General features: G+C 60.3%; 14 protein-coding genes. 6 read left to right on the top strand and 8 right to left on the bottom strand.

The features are described from left to right. Positions 1-28 precede the first annotated feature (28 nt). Positions 29-634, top strand: coding sequence for a DUF1419 domain-containing protein (locus tag JZX88_RS22240; protein ID WP_206914738.1), 606 nt, complete (start codon positions 29-31; stop codon positions 632-634). A gap of 101 nt (positions 635-735) precedes the next feature. After that, a complete protein-coding gene (locus JZX88_RS22235) occupies positions 736-5823 on the top strand; it encodes a helicase-related protein (RefSeq protein WP_206914737.1) in 5088 nt (1695 codons plus the stop codon). Between the two features lie 164 nt (positions 5824-5987). Here the strand turns inward: JZX88_RS22235 and ligD are convergent, their stop codons facing one another. Next, positions 5988-7034: a non-homologous end-joining DNA ligase gene (gene ligD, locus JZX88_RS22230; RefSeq protein ID WP_206914736.1), complete on the bottom strand. Its 1047-nt coding sequence runs from the start codon at positions 7032-7034 to the stop codon at positions 5988-5990. A gap of 322 nt (positions 7035-7356) precedes the next feature. Between ligD and JZX88_RS22225 the strand changes: the two genes are divergently transcribed. The 3 genes from JZX88_RS22225 (at position 7357) to JZX88_RS22215 (ending at position 11078) form a co-directional block, all read left to right on the top strand. Then, positions 7357-9072 (top strand): ParB/RepB/Spo0J family partition protein, encoded by a 1716-nt coding sequence (locus JZX88_RS22225; protein WP_206914735.1) that lies wholly within the window; start codon positions 7357-7359, stop codon positions 9070-9072. An 81-nt stretch (positions 9073-9153) separates the two neighbouring features. Beyond that, the gene (locus JZX88_RS22220) at positions 9154-9804 is read left to right on the top strand and encodes a hypothetical protein (RefSeq protein WP_206914734.1); all 651 of its coding nucleotides are present in this window, start codon (positions 9154-9156) and stop codon (positions 9802-9804) included. 689 nt (positions 9805-10493) lie between these two features. Beyond that, complete coding sequence (locus JZX88_RS22215) at positions 10494-11078, top strand: hypothetical protein (RefSeq protein WP_206914733.1); 585 nt, start codon at positions 10494-10496, stop codon at positions 11076-11078. A gap of 228 nt (positions 11079-11306) precedes the next feature. Here the strand turns inward: JZX88_RS22215 and JZX88_RS22210 are convergent, their stop codons facing one another. Both JZX88_RS22210 and JZX88_RS22205 read right to left on the bottom strand, forming a co-directional pair. Then, positions 11307-12662 carry a phospholipase D family protein gene (locus JZX88_RS22210; RefSeq protein WP_206914732.1) on the bottom strand — a complete coding sequence of 452 codons (1356 nt, stop codon included), beginning with the start codon at positions 12660-12662 and terminating at the stop codon, positions 11307-11309. A gap of 50 nt (positions 12663-12712) precedes the next feature. Then, positions 12713-13324, bottom strand: a complete 612-nt coding sequence (locus tag JZX88_RS22205) for a hypothetical protein (RefSeq protein WP_206914731.1) — start codon at positions 13322-13324, stop codon at positions 12713-12715. Positions 13325-13873: 549 nt separating this feature from the next. On the opposite strand from JZX88_RS22205, the gene JZX88_RS22200 reads away from it, so the two are divergent. Further along, positions 13874-14182, top strand: coding sequence for a DUF736 domain-containing protein (locus JZX88_RS22200; RefSeq protein ID WP_206914730.1), 309 nt, complete (start codon positions 13874-13876; stop codon positions 14180-14182). Positions 14183-14225: 43 nt separating this feature from the next. Here JZX88_RS22200 and JZX88_RS22195 read toward each other — a convergent pair whose 3' ends face one another. From JZX88_RS22195 to traD, 5 genes are all read right to left on the bottom strand, one after another. Further along, complete coding sequence (locus tag JZX88_RS22195) at positions 14226-14504, bottom strand: HU family DNA-binding protein (protein ID WP_012648969.1); 279 nt, start codon at positions 14502-14504, stop codon at positions 14226-14228. 83 nt (positions 14505-14587) lie between these two features. Continuing rightward, the gene (locus JZX88_RS22190; protein WP_206914729.1) at positions 14588-14854 is read right to left on the bottom strand and encodes a WGR domain-containing protein; all 267 of its coding nucleotides are present in this window, start codon (positions 14852-14854) and stop codon (positions 14588-14590) included. Positions 14855-14950: 96 nt separating this feature from the next. Further along, positions 14951-15391 carry a thermonuclease family protein gene (locus JZX88_RS22185; protein WP_206914728.1) on the bottom strand — a complete coding sequence of 147 codons (441 nt, stop codon included), beginning with the start codon at positions 15389-15391 and terminating at the stop codon, positions 14951-14953. Next, positions 15388-17358, bottom strand: coding sequence for a Ti-type conjugative transfer system protein TraG (traG, locus tag JZX88_RS22180; protein ID WP_206914727.1), 1971 nt, complete (start codon positions 17356-17358; stop codon positions 15388-15390). Before traG ends, JZX88_RS22185 begins: the two co-directional genes overlap by 4 nt. Continuing rightward, positions 17345-17560, bottom strand: a complete 216-nt coding sequence (gene traD / locus JZX88_RS22175; protein ID WP_206914726.1) for a type IV conjugative transfer system coupling protein TraD — start codon at positions 17558-17560, stop codon at positions 17345-17347. The genes traG and traD overlap by 14 nt, the downstream gene beginning before the upstream one ends.

Here is a 17560-nt window from a genome sequence, read left to right as displayed (position 1 = left end):
TTCAGTCGTAACCCCGAAGGAGCCGCAGATGTTTGTTTCCCCAGCCATCCGTAAAGTGTTCGAAGGTGTGGCCAGCCGCCACGAAATGTACGCCCTTTTCAACCGCCATAGCCAGTCGCCGTTCGACGATGACAGGATGAACGGCACGCGATATGTCGGCGAGTGGTTTGAGATATCCGAAGCCGACCACGACCACATGTTCGAAATTCTGCCGCCGCTCTTTTATCGCGGTGACATGTTCGCAATGCGCGAGTTTCTAGCCGCCAGCGTCACCAGTGTCTTTTTCGCGCTGACGATCGATGATCGCTCCCGCTGGTTTCACGGCTATTGCGATCTGAGCGATCGCCAGTCGCCCGACCGAATGCGCGGCGAGATCATCGCCCGGGAATCCCGTCCGGTCCGCGCGATGAACCGACAGGAAAAACTCGATCATATCTGGAGCGCGACCGGTCCGGATTTTCGTGGCTATGCCGATGCACGCTTTCCAGCCGATCTGCGCAATCGGCAGATCGTGCTCGTCTATCCCTCAGCTCAGGGCAAGGTCTGGAAGCTGCTCGACGATCTGACCGACGAGGAGATCGCTGCCAAGCTGCCGGTGCAATGCCGTCTTTTGCCGGAAACGATCGCTGCCTGACGGCATTCTTCACTTCCCAGTCTCACCATTCCGCATCTTGGCAATACCCGCACCCAACACAGCGAGTGTGCCTCGGCGCGCCTTCTCACAGGAGTTTTCCAATGGCGCATGATGATCCTTTCACCATCGACCTGTTCGGCAATACAGCTCTCGCGTCCGGTTTCGATCTCGGTGTGCCGGGTTTCGCAGCAGACTTCGGGTTCAATATAAATATCGACCCGCAGCCCTCGACACCGGCGCCAGCCGCTCCGGTCCGCAAAGAACCGAAGCCCACACCGCAGATACGGACGAAGGTCAATTTCCAGCTGCAGCATTCGCGCGGTCTCGGAAAAAGCTGGCGCGAGCGTGCGCGAGACAATATCGCCGCCATCCTGCTGGCCAACGAGATCGAGCGTCACGGATTACCGGCCCGACCCGACCAGCAGGCCAAGTTGATCAAGTTCACCGGCTTCGGCGCATCGGATCTGGCCAACGGCATATTTAGGCGGCCGGGCGAAGACGCCTTTCACAAAGGCTGGGAGGAGCTCGGTGCCAATCTGGAAAGTGCCGTTGCGCCGGGTGATTACACGTCTCTGGCCCGTTGCACGCAATATGCCCACTTCACGCCGGAGTTTATCGTTCGTGCCATTTGGTCGGGCCTTGTCCGGATCGGATTCAAGGGCGGACGGATCCTGGAGCCGGGTGTTGGCACGGGCATGTTTCCGGCGCTGATGTCGGATGCTCTCTCCAAGGTGAGCCATGTCACCGGCGTCGAGCTTGATCCCGTCACCGCCCGTATCGTCCGGCTGCTGCAGCCACGGGCCAGAATCGTCTGCGGCGATTTTGCCCGCACCGACCTGCCCGACCATTTCGATCTGGCGATCGGCAACCCGCCGTTTTCTGACAGGACGGTGAAGAGTGATCCGGTCTTCCGGTCTCTCGGCTTGAGGCTGCATGACTATTTCATCGCCAAGGCGATCGACCGGCTGAAGCCCGGGGGGCTTGCCGCCTTTGTCACCTCGTCCGGCACGATGGACAAAGCCGACGCTCGAGCTCGCGAACACATCGCCGGCATCGCCGATCTCGTTGGTGCAATCCGCCTGCCGGAGGGCAGTTTCCGGGCAGACGCCGGCACGGATGTGGTCGCCGATATCCTCTTCTTCCGGAGGCGCCGGGCAGACGAGCAGGCTGGAGACGACAGCTGGCTGGATCTTGCGGATGCCCCAGTGGCAGGCGAGGAGGGCAGCGTTCACGTCAACAGGTGGTTCGTCGATCATCCCGACATGGTGCTGGGCCGCCATGCGACCACGTCAGGTCCATTCGGGGAGACATACACGTGCCAACCGATCGGTGATGATCTCGAAACGAGGTTGAACGCAGTGATCGGCCAGCTGCCCTCCGGCATCTACGACGGTGAGGCGTCCACAATCGACTACGCGCTTGAGGAAGAGGTCGCCGACGCTACGGCCGAGCGGCCTGATGATCCCAAGGTGCGCGAAGGCAGCTATTTCATAGGCAAGGCCACGGCGCTGCTGCAGGTGTTGGACGGTGTCGCTGCTCCGGTCGAGGTTAGGAAGGGCCGCAGCACCGATGGCATCTTTGCCAAGCACGCGCTGATCATCCGCAAGCTGATCCCGATCCGTGATGCGGTCCGGCTCATCCTCAAGCTGCAGGAGCGCGATGAGCCGTGGCAAAAAGCGCAGGTCGTGCTGCGCATTGCCTGGTCGAGCTTCGTGCGCGAATTCGGCCCGATCAACTTTACCTCCGTCTCGACATCGGAGGATCCGGAAACCGGTGAGGTCAAGGAGGTCCATCGCCGGCCAAATATCGCGCCTTTCCTTGATGATCCCGATTGCTGGCTGGTGGCCTCGATCGAGGACTACGATCTGGAAACCAACACCGCCAAACCCGGTCCGATCTTTACTGAACGGGTGATCGCCCCGCCGCCCGCGCCCGTGATCACCTCGGCATCAGATGCGCTCGCCGTTGTTTTGAACGAACGCGGCCATGTCGATCCCGATCATATCGCCGAGTTGCTGCACCACGACGTGGAGGGGGTGATCGAGGAGTTGGGCGAAGCCATCTTCCGCGATCCGTCCAATGGCTCCTGGCAGATGGCTGATGCCTATCTATCCGGTCCAGTCCGCTCGAAGCTGGTAACCGCACGTACGGCCGCGGACCTTGATCCCGCATTCGCGCGCAATGTTGCGGCGCTGGAGCGCGTCCAGCCTGCCGATCTCCGGCCGTCGGATATCACCGCACGCCTTGGCGCCCCGTGGATTCCCGCCGATGACGTTGTCGCCTTCGTCCGGCAGACCATGGACGCCGAGATATCCATCCATCATCTGCCCGAACTGGCGACCTGGACGGTGAATGCCCGGCAGCTGGAATGGTCGGCATCAGGCACCACGGAATGGGGCACCCATCGCCGCCATGCCGGACAGCTTCTATCCGACGCCCTGAACTCGTCCGTGCCGCAGATCTTCGACACGGTTCGGGATGGCGAGACCGAGCGCCGGGTTCTGAACACGGTGGAGACGGAGGCGGCCAAGGAAAAGCTCGCCAAGATAAAGTCAGCTTTTCAGTCGTGGATCTGGTCCGATCCGGATCGCACCGACCGCTTAGCGCGGGTCTATAATGACACCTTCAACAACATCGCGCCGCGATCCTTCGACGGTGATCATCTCCAGCTTCCCGGCGCCTCTGGCGCCTTTTCTTTGTACGGTCATCAAAGGCGCGGCATCTGGCGGGTTATTTCGGCAGGTAGCACTTATCTCGCTCATGCCGTTGGCGCCGGCAAGACGCTGACGATGGCGGCGTCCATTATGGAACAACGGCGGCTGGGCCTGATCAACAAGGCGATGCTGGTCGTGCCCGGCCATTGCCTGGCGCAAGTCGCGCGAGAATTTCTGGCGCTCTATCCCAATGCTCGCATCCTGGTCGCCGACGAGACCAACTTCGTCAGGGAAAAGCGCCACCGCTTCCTGTCACGGGCGGCGACCGCCAACTGGGACGCGATCATCATCACCCATTCGGCGTTTCGATTCATATCCGTGCCATCGGCCTTCGAGGCGCAGATGATCCAGGATGAGCTTGAACTCTACGAAGAGCTCCTGGTCAAGGTCGAGCGTGACGACCGGCTGTCGCGCAAGCGCATCGAGCGCATGAAGGAAGGTCACAAAGAGAGGCTCGAAGCGCTGGCCACCCGCAAGGACGATCTGCTCACCATCTCCGAGCTTGGGATCGACCAGATCATCGTCGACGAGGCGCAGGAATTCCGCAAGCTATCGTTCGCCACCAATATGTCGACGCTGCGCGGTGTTGATCCGAACGGCTCGCAGCGGGCCTGGGATCTGTTCGTCAAATCCCGCTTTATCGAAACGAGGAACCCGGGCAGGGCGCTGGTGCTGGCCTCGGGCACGCCGATCACCAACACGCTCGGCGAGATGTTCTCCGTGCAGCGGATGATGGATCCAAAGGCTTTGTCGGAACGTGGTCTGCACGAGTTCGATGCCTGGGCCTCGACCTTTGGCGATACCTCGACCGAACTCGAACTGCAACCGTCGGGTAAATACAAACCGGTCACGCGCTTCAGCCAGTTCGTCAATGTGCCAGAACTGATTGCCATGTTCCGCTCCTTCGCCGACGTCGTGCTGCCGGACGATCTGAAAACCTATGTGAAAGTGCCGGAGGTCTCCGGCGGCAAGCGCCGGATCGTCACCGCTGAGCCGACGGCCGCTTTCAAGTCCTACCAGAAACAGCTGGACGCGCGGATCAAGGCGATCGAGATGCGAGACGGTCCGGCCAAGCCCGGCGACGACATCCTGCTCTCGGTCATCACCGACGGGCGCCACGCCGCGATCGATCTGCGCCTGGTCGATCAGGCCATGGGGAATGAGGGCGCCAACAAGCTCAACGCGCTTGTCACTAACACCCACCGGATCTGGCAGGAAACGGGGGAGGCCGAGTATCGCCGCAAGGACGGTAAGGCGTTCGACCGGCCGGGCGCTGGCCAGCTGATCTTCTCCGATCTCGGCACGATCAATGTGGAGGCGACCCGTCGCTTTTCGGCCTATCGCTGGATCCGCGATGAACTGGTCCGATTGGGTGTGCCGGCATCCGAGATTGCCTTCATGCAGGACTACAAGAAGTCGGACGCCAAGCAGCGGCTGTTCAACGACTTTAATGCCGGAAAGGTCCGCGTGCTGATCGGCTCGTCCGAGACGATGGGCACCGGCGTCAATGTCCAGGCGCGACTCAAAGCCCTACATCACCTCGATGTGCCGTGGCTGCCATCGCAGATCGAGCAGCGCGAGGGGCGCATCATCCGCCAGGGCAACCAGCATGACGAGGTCGATGTCTTTGCCTATGCGACGCTTGGTTCACTTGATGCCACCATGTGGCAGAACAATGAGCGCAAGGCTCGGTTCATTGCGGCGGCCCTGTCCGGCGACACCAGCGTTCGGCGTCTTGAGGATCTGGGCGAGGGGCAGGCAAACCAGTTCGCCATGGCCAAGGCGATCGCGTCCGGCGACGAGCGCCTGATGCAGAAGGCCGGGCTGGAGGCCGAGATCGCGCGTCTCGACCGCTTGCGGGCCGCGCATATCGACGATCAGCATGCGATCCGGCGCCAGATCCGCGATGCCGAACGGGATATCGAGTTTTCCAGCCGCCGCATTGGGGACGTGGGCAAGGACATCGACCGTCTAGTCCCAACCATGGGGGAAGCTTTTACTATGCAGGTCGGAAGCGCGGAGTTCGACGAGCGCAAGCTCGCCGGCCGCACGCTGATGAAGGAGATACTGACGCTGGCTCAGCTTCAGCAGGAGAACGAGGTGATCATCGCCACGATCGGCGGCTTCGATCTCGCATACCATGGCGAACGGTTCGGCAAGGACGGTTACCGCTATGACACCCTGCTTCAACGAACAGGTGGCGACTACGAGATCGACCTGGCCGTCACCACGACGCCGATCGGTGCTATCTCCCGGCTCGAACACGCGCTTAGCGGGTTTGAACAGGAACGAGAGAACCATCGCAATCGGCTCGCCGATGCCAAGCGACGCCTCGCCTCCTACACGCCGCGTCTGGGAGAGAGCTTCTCGTTGGAAGCCGAGCTCGAACTCAAGCTGAGGCAACTGGACGAGATCGAAAGGGATCTTGCGGCAACCGCCGATGAACCAGAGGAGGATAGCCAGCAGGCCGCATGAACGGCGGCATTTTCGCCATCACTTGAAAAGGGGCCGGGCGACTGATCATGACCCGTTTCGATAGTTCCCTGCAGTGGCGATTGCCGCGCGTTCGAAACTATCCGGGTTGAAAGGGCGCTCCCCGAAAGGGTCGAGCGCCCTTTCGTTTTTGGCACGTTCGGGTGCTATTCTCCGAGCTTGTAGATCGCGGCATTGTCCTGCATATCGCGCAGGCCCTTGTACGAGGCGTGCCGCAACTTGCCGTCGTCGGTCCAGGCGCGGTATTCGATCTCGGCAATCAATGTCGGTTGAACGAAGACGACCCCCTTTTTATCGACGGCAACCACAGCACGCTTGGTCTTCAGCGTGTTCAGCATCCGACGCAGTTCCATCGCGTCTTTCTCTTTGAAGCCCGTCCCGACCGAACCGACATAGACGAACGCGTTGCCATTGTAGGCCGCGAGCAGCAGGCTGCCGATCCCACCGCGTGCTGCAGAGGATGGCTCGTATCCGACAATCACAAAGCTTTCGCTCTGGATGCATTTGATCTTCAGCCAGTCGCCAAGCCGGCCCGAGCGGTAGGCACTGTCGCGGTGCTTGGCGATGATGCCTTCCAGACCGTGCTCGCGCGCGGCCGCGAGAAGTGTCGCGCCATCCGCTTCGAGCACCTCGGAGACGCGGATTACTCCTTCGCTTTCGCCGATCAGGTCTTCCAGCAGATGACGACGTCCGGACAACTCCATCTTCGTCAGGTCATGCCCGTCGAAATACAACAGGTCGAATGCGTAGAGGATGGAATCGTCTGACGCTTGTCTGCCTCCGCGCCCACCGAGCGACCGCTGCAGCGCGCCGAAGTCCGAGCGGCCCTTGGCATCGAGCACAACAGCTTCCCCATCCAGAATCGCAGTCCCCACGCCAAGCTTGCACGCAGCGGCGGCGATCGCGGGAAACCTGTCGGTCCAGTCATGACCGCCACGCGTGATGACCCGCACCGAACTCGGTTCTATGTGGACCGCCACGCGATAGCCGTCCCATTTGATCTCATAGATCCAGTCCGGTCCCGACGGCGGCTTTGCTTTCAAGAGCGCCAGGCAAGGCTCGATGCGACCGGGCATCGGGTCGAAGGGAAGCTGCGGTTGCGCTGGATCGCGGGGTTTGCGCGGCCGCGAGCGGATCGGAGCGTCCGTCTCCCGCAAAAGCGGCTGGGATTTTTGGCGCGGCGGCTTTGTCATGGCCAGAGTTCAGCAGCAATTGCTTAAAATCGTGTGACATCAGCGGGAAATGGAAGAGGGAACGGAAAAGAGAGGATCAGGACGAGGAGAGAGAACCTGGTTCGCAAGAACGGCCCAACGGCTGCCGGTTCCCTCAATCGCGCCGGTCGCCGAGACCGGGCCAGCTTGTTTCGCAAGGCAGGTGTGCCTCGCTCTCGCGCAAGCCAGGTCTGCTCCGGCGCAATTGCAGCCGCCGTCCCGTCCTGCGGTTCGGAGGATGTCTTCGAAAAGAAGATGAGGAGGCAAGGACAGTCCGTCCGCCCCAAACCGAAAGGGTATTCCCATGCAGTTGATTACAGCCGATCCCCGCAGCCTGAAGGACAATCCCGACCGGTCGCGTCAGTCGAAATCCTCACCTCAGTCCGACGCGCTGTTGTGCGCATCGATCCGCGCCATCGGTGTGGTTCAGCCACCGATCGTCAAACCCGATCCGGAAGGCGGCAACAGCTACATCATCGTCTTCGGTCACCGTCGCGCCGCCCAGGCGATTGCCGCGGATCTCATGGAAATCCCGCTGCTGCTGGCGGATCCCTCAGACGATCTCGGCGCCATGCAGTCCTTTGCGGAAAACATTGCGCGCGAACCGTTGAACCCGGTCGACCAGTGGCGTGCCATAGAACGACTGGTCGCTCTCGGATGGACCGAAGAGTCGATCGCCATGGCGCTGGCGCTCCCCAGTCGGCAGATCAGAAAGCTGCGGCTTCTGGCCAATATCCTGCCCGCCATGCTCGACCAGATGGCGCGTGGCGATATGCCGAATGAGCAGCAGCTGCGCACGATCGCCGCCGCCAGTCAGGACGAGCAGGCCGAAGTGTGGAAGAAGTACAAGCCGAAGAAGCAGGAGCCGCAGGTCTCGTGGTGGGAGGTTGCCCGCGCACTGACCACGACCCGGATGCTCGCCAAACATGCAAGCTTCGGTGACGATCTGGCCCAAGCCTACGGCATCACTTGGGTCGAGGATCTGTTTGCACCGGCCGACGAGGACAGCCGTTATACGACAAACGTCGAGGCGTTTCTCGGGGCGCAGCAGGAGTGGCTTGCCAACAATCTGCCCAAGCGCGGTTCGGTCATCGAGGCCAACGAATACGGCCAGGCCAAGCTACCGGCCAAGGCACAACAGGTCTACGGCAAGCCCGGCAAGGGCGACCTGACCGGCTGGTACGTCAATGCCCGCGACGGTTCGGTGCAGTCCGTTTCCTATCGCATGCCCGAAGTGAAGAAGCCGAAGCTGGTCAAGGACGCCGATGGTGTCGAAACCCTCGTCGAGGAGGTCGAGGCGCCGAAAGTGCGGCCCGATGTGACCCAGAAGGGTCTCGACATGATCGGCGACTTGCGCACCGACGCTCTCCACGAGGCGCTTGCCCGCGCGCCGATCGAAGACGACACGCTGATGGCTCTGCTCATTCTGGCCTTTACCGGCACGAATGTCACGGTCGCCAGCGGCGCATCGGACAATCCCTATGGTCATGCCAAATGCGGCCCGCATGCCGCACGGCTGATTGGCGAGGACGGCAAGCTTTCCTTCGATCGCGAAACACTGGTGCAGGCTGCACGTTCCGTGCTGATCGAAGTCCTGTCTCTGCGGCGCAATCGCTCCGATAGCGGCCTGATCGCCCGCATTGCCGGCGACGCCATCGGAGCTGATGAGTTCCTGCCCAATATGGCAACCGAAGACTTCCTCTCATGCCTGTCGCGCAATGCGCTGGAGGCTGCGGCGGAAGCGGCGGGCGTGCCCGGTCGGATCAAGGTGAAGGATACGCGAGCGGCTCTGGTCGAGCATTTTGCCGACGGACGGCTGGTGCATCCGGCAGCGCTGCTCGCGCCATCCGCTGAGGAGGTGCGATCTTGGGTCGGACGCTACACCAGCGTCGACAGCGGATTGGGGGATGTTGACGACGTTCCCGATACGCTCGAAGATCAGCTCTCTGGTGGTGACATTGTGGACCATTCTGCGGCCGAGGAAGAGGCGGACGAAGGTTTCCGCGAGGCTGCCGAATAGCACCAGACATCAGGATCTGAACCAACGCCGCTGGCTCACGCCGGCGGCGTTTTCGTTTCCAGCAATCAGAAGGAGTTTGTCATGGCAGAAATCCATGATGATGTGGCCGCGGAAAAAGCGGCCGATGAGACTGAACTACGGACATTGGACCGGCCGACGATACAAGCAGGAGCGTCGACGCCTTGGGGCATGGCACAGATCTCGCGGCGATATGCCGACGGTATCGTTCTGCATTCGACCGCCAGCCATGGTGGTTTCCATCTCGCCGAGAATGCCAATGCCACCGTCCATGCCCTCTATCGTAATGACACCGAATTTTACGAAGAGGATTGTGAATGGGCGAAGGTTGCCCATGCTTTCCCGCATCTATTCACGACCTATGAACGTCGGTTGGCCGATCGGACGCTTCGCGACTATTTCCCTGATGCCTACGAGCTCGTCATGGGCATCACACTGACTGGCAGCCAGTCTCATATGCGGGACCGGCAGCAATTCGAGAGTCGCCACCGCAATGACTGGGTGGTCATCGCAGCCCTCAATTCCGATCACCAGCCTGGCTTTGTCGAGTGCATCGCGACGCTGGGTGGGATCCGGGGCGAGACCGGCGAACGACGGTTCCTGGTTCCACGCTTCTCCTACGCGATCGGCCGGCATGGCTTCGTCATCGATCCGGTCAAGCACGAGCCATATGATGGTCCGTCCAGCTTTGTGACCTGGGCGGCACGGCGATGACTGTGGCGTTCACCGACTGTCACCCTCCCCAAAATCAGGTGATCGATTTCATCGAGCACTATCGCAGGATCTGGGCACGGCAGCAGGATTGCCGCTCCCGGCGGGCAGAGCGGACACGAAAAACGAAGGCGCGGTGGAAATGCAAGGCACGGCATGGCCCACTATCGGCTACTGCACGCATATAAACGGAGCCGGGTGAGAGCGGAAAGCCGGCCAAGGTGAGGGTGCGATAGAGCGTTGATCGAAGCGCGGAAGACAGGGCACGGGGCAACCGGCTTGCAATGGCGTGTGCTTTGCCCCGAGATTTGTCAGTGCCCCTAGTGGGTGATGCGGCGTTCCCATGGTCGGATCGCTATGGCGTTGCATCATGCTGTCGTGGACCAGATCGTCGGCCGGCACAGCACCTCGGTTTTGTTGCGGTCTGACATGGGCGCGTCCCGGTCAAAGGCCGCTGGCGCGCCGCGTTGCGGCAGGATCATCGCCGCGTCGCAAGGCAGGCCCGCGTCTGTCGCAGCCCGCTTAAACGCGGGAAGCACCATCCGCAAACCATCCTCGCTCCTCCTGGCAACGCGCTGACCTTGGGCCGGGCCGCTGGTGCCCGTGTCCTTTTGCCCGCACCCGAGGGGCTGAGCCGGACGACAACCGGCACCCCGGGCTTCGCTGAAACATCGCTCATAAAGGATCCGATCATGGCACCGCTCAACCGCTCCACCCAGAAAAACCGTCCAGCAAAATCCCAGCGCGCCACTACCCTCGAAATGGTCAGGCACGCCTGCCCCGACATGAGCCAGGCGCTGCGCATCTCCGAAAGCTTCGGCCTTGCCCTCATCGACAGCGACGGGATCCGCGATCTCCACCGCGGCCAGTTGATCGAAAGCGCCGATGCCCTCAAGGAGGGCCTTGCCGAAAAGGCCATGCAGATCCACATGCAGCGCATCGTCGGATCTTTTGTCGGCTCCGCCTACGGCGCCGGGCAATTTTACAGCCGCGCTGTCACAGAAGCCCGCGATCTCACCACGAAACTCTCCAACGATACCAGAGACGAGGACCTCGACGGCCCGGTCGGCTTCGACAGCCGCGCCCAGCGCAAGCGCGAGTTCGCAGCCGATATGGGCCTGCAGGCCCACGTACTTCGAATGGCCGCCGAGGGTGCTGTCTCCGCTTACGAGGATATCACTGGCGAAACTTGGAAGCCTTACGAGCGCACGGTCGAGCAGCCTGCCAACTCGGTCGACAGGCAAGCCGCCACTGCCCAGATGTCAGCATTCGAATAAATGTTACGGCGGGGCCAAGGCCCCGCTTTCATTGCCGCTAACAGATCTTGCTCAGTCTCGCGAGCAAGAACGATAGCGTGTTAAGGGCAAACAAGAGGCCGAACTACCGGTCCGGTCTCACGGTCGCAGCCGGAAATCCATGCACACAGCAACAAGACCAATTAGTGCCCGAATGAATGAAATCATGATTATCCACACGACGCTTTTGGTAAACCGTCTTTAATCTGATCACCCGACATGGACGGTTACGTCGTAGCCCAGAGACCGCAGTGCCTTGCTGGTTCGTCCGTTGCGAGGAGGAAACCGATCCGGAAGCGCCCAGCCGACAATCTCGCCGAGTGCGCTAACGCCTATCAACTCGATTTTCCTTTTCGGGTCGACTATGGCATCCCACAGACGTTGCGGAACATCGTCGATGCGCCCGCCGTAAAGGATGTACAACAAGGTCTCCAGAGCGGAAACACCGCCTCGTGTCGGAGCGCGATAGATTTGCCTTGCCAGAGCGTCCACCTTTTCAGGAATGTCATACGGCTGGCCGCCCTTGAGGCCAATTAGGCGATTGGGCGCACGGCGCGCGTATTCGCGAGTTGCATGGACTTTGCCAAGCACCTTGACGAACTGATCTTCAGTCAGGTGGGGCAATAACTCCTCGGAAAACGCCCGACGCAGTGCCGGCGCCGTCTTGTTGAGCATCCTGTTTTCAGCAGAACTGTCCGGGAGTTTACGCCACCACTTGATCGTGGCTTCAACGGCAGCATCGGGGTCGTTGCGGTTTTTCGTAAAATGGCTTTCAAAGTCGGCCCGACGCCCGTCAAACGTGTTTTGGTAATAATGGGCATGCAGGAACTGATCGGCCTGAGCGCCCAGCGGAGCAGTGGCTCCCACCCAGGAAGGCCTATTGGCGTCGACGGAAATCTTAGCCGCAATGTCCCGGATGGTCTGAATCGTGCTGTTCCACTCGTCAAGGAAGGCTTGGCGGCGTTTTTCGTTGGCAGATTTGGTGCTCGTCCGAGCCAGTCCCGGAAAATGGGGAACTAGAGTTGTGGCGTTAAATGCTTCATCGGCTTCTTTCTGTGCTAACTTGCGCCTGGTAAGTTCCTTGTTGCGCGCCGACAGGAGATCGAAAAGTTCTTGGGTTAAAGGCGCAGCGTGCGCCTCGATTTGCGCGAAAAGCTGCTCAAGCTCTAAATCGTGGCCGCCGTCGACAAGCTCCGTTTCACTTAGAAATACACCGGCTTCGACGTTGTTCCACCACGCGCTCTGAGTGAGATTTGCGGACCCGATGTAGGCACCGAAGCCTCTCCACCAGATTACCTTCGGATGAAACTGGCGAACGAGCTTGCAGACATACCTTCCGGATTTTCGGGATAAGAAACGTTCTAGTATCGGAATGCTGACGGGCACCTGCTCATCGAAACGCCCCCAAAATCGAAGGGGTAATTTGTTTTCCCAGCACCAGTCGAAAAGCAGGTCATTCTCAGTTGCATAGGCCACTGCAGCATCGACGCGGTGCGTCTCTTCTGCGGCTTGTAGCAGAATATTGCGCAGGTAGTTTCCGTTAATCCCGTTCAGAAGCAGTTCCAAAACAAATCCTTTGTCGCGTTGACGTGCGTCGGTCTTTGGCTTCAATCCGATCAGAACTGGGTCGGTAGACCAGCTTCCAGTGCCGCTTCGCGCTCTGCCTGTTGCGGAAGCCACGTTGCGTTCGCTCGAATAAATAGGATGACCGTCAAGACCTCCGACAACATGTCAGAGTGGCCATCGTCGAGATCGTCGAAGTTTGCTTGACCAAACTTCAGGGCGACCGCGACGCGGCCAGCTGCGGCAAGTATCAGGTCGGGAACGTCATCGTAACCAATCGCAGCCTGTTCGAGCAGCCCGCCGATGGCGGATTTTCCGAGAGGCTCACCGGTCCTACGATCACGCCATCTTTTCCCTTCCAGATATATCGAGCTGTTTTCTGGCCCATTGCGCAATCGAATGACCGCATCCTCGTGCCCATGATAGTCGGCGGGCGGCGTTGCCATGGAAATGTCCCCGATGAGAGTATTCATGAGACCCGCCAGGCTTTCTTCCTCTTCCATGAAGACACCGATTGTTCCCGTGCGACGAAGTTCCCAGCAGGATGCGATGTGGGAAAGCGGGCGAAGAACAAACTCGTCGAGCCAATTGCTTCGTCCGAAGAAAGAAACGACCGCTTCAGATGACCAGGCGATCTCATTTTTAGATTGTCGTTTGTGTACCACGGGCTTTTCCTCTTGGCCGGATCTACCCGGACGATCTTATATCGCACCACCGAGGATCATCTGATCTGACATCGTACAGGACTGTACCGCGACAATCGACCCGGCTGGTTTCCAGCATCGCCCACTTTCAAATGCCCTGCTTCGGTTTCCGAGTCGATTTGATTGCGACAATGAAAGCGTTGTTTCAGTCCACAATTGCCGCGCTATTTGCTGGCCTCGTTATGAACCTGTTGCAACGTATTCCGCCCAGATGGTTGCCATTGCCGTACCCCTTTATCTGCTAGCTGGCACGTCCACTGCGGTCTCGATGGGGCATGTCTGACCAAAGACCGCCTCACTGCTTTCGGCTCGATCGGCATCCGCAACGGCCGGCTCGTTTTCTTCCCCTGCGCGCTGAAGCGCCCATTCCTCGCGAGCCAAGAAAGCCTCTCCCTGGCCGTCCTCCACTCCGTTTCGGCCTTTCAGGTGCAGGCCGATCGTCCCTGGTCCTATCGACTGCCATCGAGGCCGCGATGGACGCGGCCCGAACAACCGAAAAGGATTACGACAATGGCAACCATCGGCTCTTTCACCGCTTCCAGCAACGGCTTCTCCGGCACCATCAAGACCCTCAACCTCAACGTCAAGGCAACCATCCGCACCGTCGAACGCACTTCCGAGAAAGGCCCTGACTACCGCATCCTCGCGGGAGCCACGGAATTCGGCGCAGCCTGGAAGAAGACCTCGAACGAAGGCCGCGACTATCTCTCGGTCAAGCTCGACGACCCGAGCTTCCCGGCCCCGATCTACGCAACGCTGATCGAGGTCGAAGGCGAAGAAGGCCTCTCCCTCATCTGGTCCCGGTCGAACCGGGACTGATACCGGATGCCCCGCCGCAAGGCGGGGCTCTCCACTATCAGGATCACTTGTTCAGTGCATCCTTGAGCGCCTTGGCAGGCGCGAAGGTCAGCTTCTTCGAAGCGGCAACCGTCATCTTCTCTCCGGTCGCGGGATTGCGACCCTCACGCTCAGGCGATGCCTTCACCTTAAATTTTCCGAAGCCGGGGATCGAGGTTTCAGCGTCGGAGCCTGCGGCATCGGCGATCGCCTGGAACACGGCTTCAACGATGCCCTTGGCCTGGACCTTCGTCAGGCCGTTGTCGGCTGCAATCTTGTCGGCGATTTCATTGGTGGTGGTCATGGAAATTCCTCGCATCTGTTGTCAAAGATAAAATCCGTGTCAGCTTCTGACCGGATTGTCATCGGTGACGATGGGGGCGAGGATCAGATCCGCTCGATGTCCACAGGTCCTTTTGGCCGATAACCCCGTTTGCGCTTCTCGCAAAGGACGGCGAGGAACAGGTTGATGGCCTGGCTCTCATTGTCGAACAGATGCACCATCTGCTGTCCGCGCGTTCCAATCCGACCCCAGGCACGCACAAGCGACACCTCGCCGAACAATGTCGGCTGAACAGCAAGCGCGTAGAACCGCGCCATGTTCTTTTCCGGCGCGATACGCTCGACATAGAGGTGGTAGGGCTGCGTGATCATGACGGCAGAATCGCGCGTTCGGAATCTGCCGTCCAATGACAGTTTTGAATCGATCGGGCATAATCGATTCACGACAGTGATCCGCCGGCGCCCGGATCATTCGCACCAGCTCCGGCGCGATCCTTCCCACTTCCGAGCCAAGCCTTCGGCGACGAGAATATCGCCGACCGATCGTCGCTCCCGATAGACGATTCTGAGCTTGCGACCGAAGCGATCTTCATCCCTCGCGGTCGTCTTGAACGAGAGCGGACCGGAATTTAGGATGTCGAGCAGACGCTGTTTGGCCGCAAGCCCTCGCTCGCGTTCGCGCTCACATCGCGGCGGGCTGAGCTCCGGCGTGTCGATGTCGGCGATCCGGATCTTTTGACCTCGAAACCAGAACGTATCACCATCCACCACGCAAGTGATCCGTTGCCCGCTTCCGCAGATAGAGAAGGCTTCGCTCGCGCTGCTTGGCTGGGCGGAGGCACCAGATGCGAGGAAGCCAATGGCTAAGGCAGATAGGCTGGCAATTGCCGTAAAAAGTCTCACTTTCATGTCCCCTCAGTATCTGTCGTCAGAGCGGCCTTATAGCTCTTCGCCCGTTCTATCATTTGCTTGTGAAACCGGTTTTCCCCGACGGACGCGCTCATTTCCTTGCGTCGGAACCAGATGGCCCGTCCGCATCTGAGCGGCGGATTGCCTGATGTGAATACGATCTGCTCGTCGGCCCGCATGCGCAGCACCTCATGCGGCAGGATCAGCGGCCGGCGGCTGAGCTGCCGGGAACGTGAGCGCGACGATCCCTTCATTCCTGAAGAGCGGTTTGTCTGGTCGACCTCCACCGTGGTGTCGCCGCAGCGTTTCGAGATATAGTCGGCCGTATCGGGATCGTTGATCGCGGCAAACGAAATCCACGACGCGGATTCGAACCACTTGCTCGTTGCGTCCCGCCCGCCATAGGCCTCGCGCATCTGGCCGATGGACTGGAAGATCATCGTCAGCGTGATGCCGTATTTGCGCCCGGCGTCGCGGGCTGTTTCGAGGATGCGCAGATAGCCGAGCCTTGCGACTTCGTCGAGCAGGAAGAGCGCGCGACCTTTCACATCGCCATTTCGATTGTAGATGGCATTGAGCAGCGATCCGATAACCACACGTGCCAGTCCCGGATGGGCTTCGAGTACCTTCAGATCGAGCGCAATGAAGATGTCGGTTCCGCCATCGGCGAGATCGTCAGTCGAGAAACTGTCGCCTGAGACGAGTGCGGCATAGTTCGGATAGGACAGCCAGTGGGTTTCTTTCACCGCATTGGCGTAGACGCCAGAAAAGGTCTCCGGTGTCATGTTGACGAAGACCGAGACGTTCTCCTTCACGAAGTCCGATTCCGACTGTTCGTAGATTTTTGTCAGGCGCGCCCGTAGCTGTGGTTCAGGCTCCGAAAGGTTCTTACGCACACGGCGCAGCGTCTGGTCTTCCTCGTCCGTGTGACCGGACAGGCAGACGTCGGCGATGAGGGCCGTCAGAAGTTGCATGGCCGATGCGCGGAAGAAGTCGTCGCGCGCCGAGGCCGATCGCGCATTGTCGGTCATGATCCAGGTCGCTACGGCGACGATGTCCTCTTCTTTCGTGCTGCCATGTCGACCGATCCAGTCGAGCGCATTGAAGCCGACGCCTGACGATGAGGGATCGAGAATGATCACCTTCCGGCCAGCTTTGCGGCGATGCTCCGATACCATCGGCGCGACCTCGCTCGATGGATCGAGGACGACGATGCCGCCGCCCCACTTGAGCGCGGTCGGGACCGTCACCGACGTCGTCTTGAAACCGCCAGAGCCCGCAAAAACGATGCCATGCGAGGAGCCGAACGAGCCATCGAAGCATAGGAGCGGGCTCTTGCCCCCCGCGCCCCAGGTCGATGGATCGTCGGCGCGGAACGAAACCGCCGCAACGCTGTCGCGATCGACACGATACCGTTCGCCGACGACGATGCCGCCGGGATCGGGGAAAAGTTTTGCGGCCTCCTGCACTTTCATCCAGTCGGCCTCGCCATGCACCGCTCGCTTTCCCCCAATCCGCCGCGGTGCGGCTTTGGCAAAGGCGGCATTTCCCTTCATCGCGACGCGTAGTGCGAAGACGCCGGCGACAAACATTGTTGATGCGCCAAGCATCGTTGCGGGGTCGGCATATCCGAGCACGGATTGACCTTTCGGGATGTCGCCAGCGATCCCGGCCAGGCGAACCCCCTCGCGCAGGAGAGCGATGAGGATTGCCCCTCCATTTCCGCTGACGACGCCCCATCCTGCAGCCTTGATACCCGCTGCGCCATTTGCCGCGAACAGAAAGATCGTGCCGATTGCAGCCGCGGTGGCATAGGGCAGCGCGAGGCCGATCCGCCCGAGCATCAGCTTCGAGTGCGCGGTCTTACTGAGCGCGGCCAGCCAGTGTTCGACCCCCGGCATTAGGACCACTACGACGATCATCGTCGTGGCCGGGATGACGGCGAGGAACAGTTTACTCGCCGTCATGAGCGAACGCCTCCGCGCCTATCGCCGTGAGGCGCGATTGCTCCGCATCGTTGCCCTTGAGGCGACGACTGGCATCGATCAGCAGGCCGAGTAGCAGTGCCCGCTTCTCATAGCGCAGTCCTGCCTTGACGATCAGGCCACCGAGCTCAATTTTTTCGCGCGTGTCTTTCTTTCGCGCGTCATTCGTCATCGTGCGGGCCAT

Source organism: Agrobacterium sp. OT33 (genome assembly GCF_017313365.1).
Taxonomy (GTDB): Bacteria; Pseudomonadota; Alphaproteobacteria; order Rhizobiales; family Rhizobiaceae; genus Agrobacterium; species Agrobacterium rhizogenes_A.
Note: the sequence above shows the minus strand (reverse complement) of the source record. Positions and strands in the feature narration are given on the sequence as shown.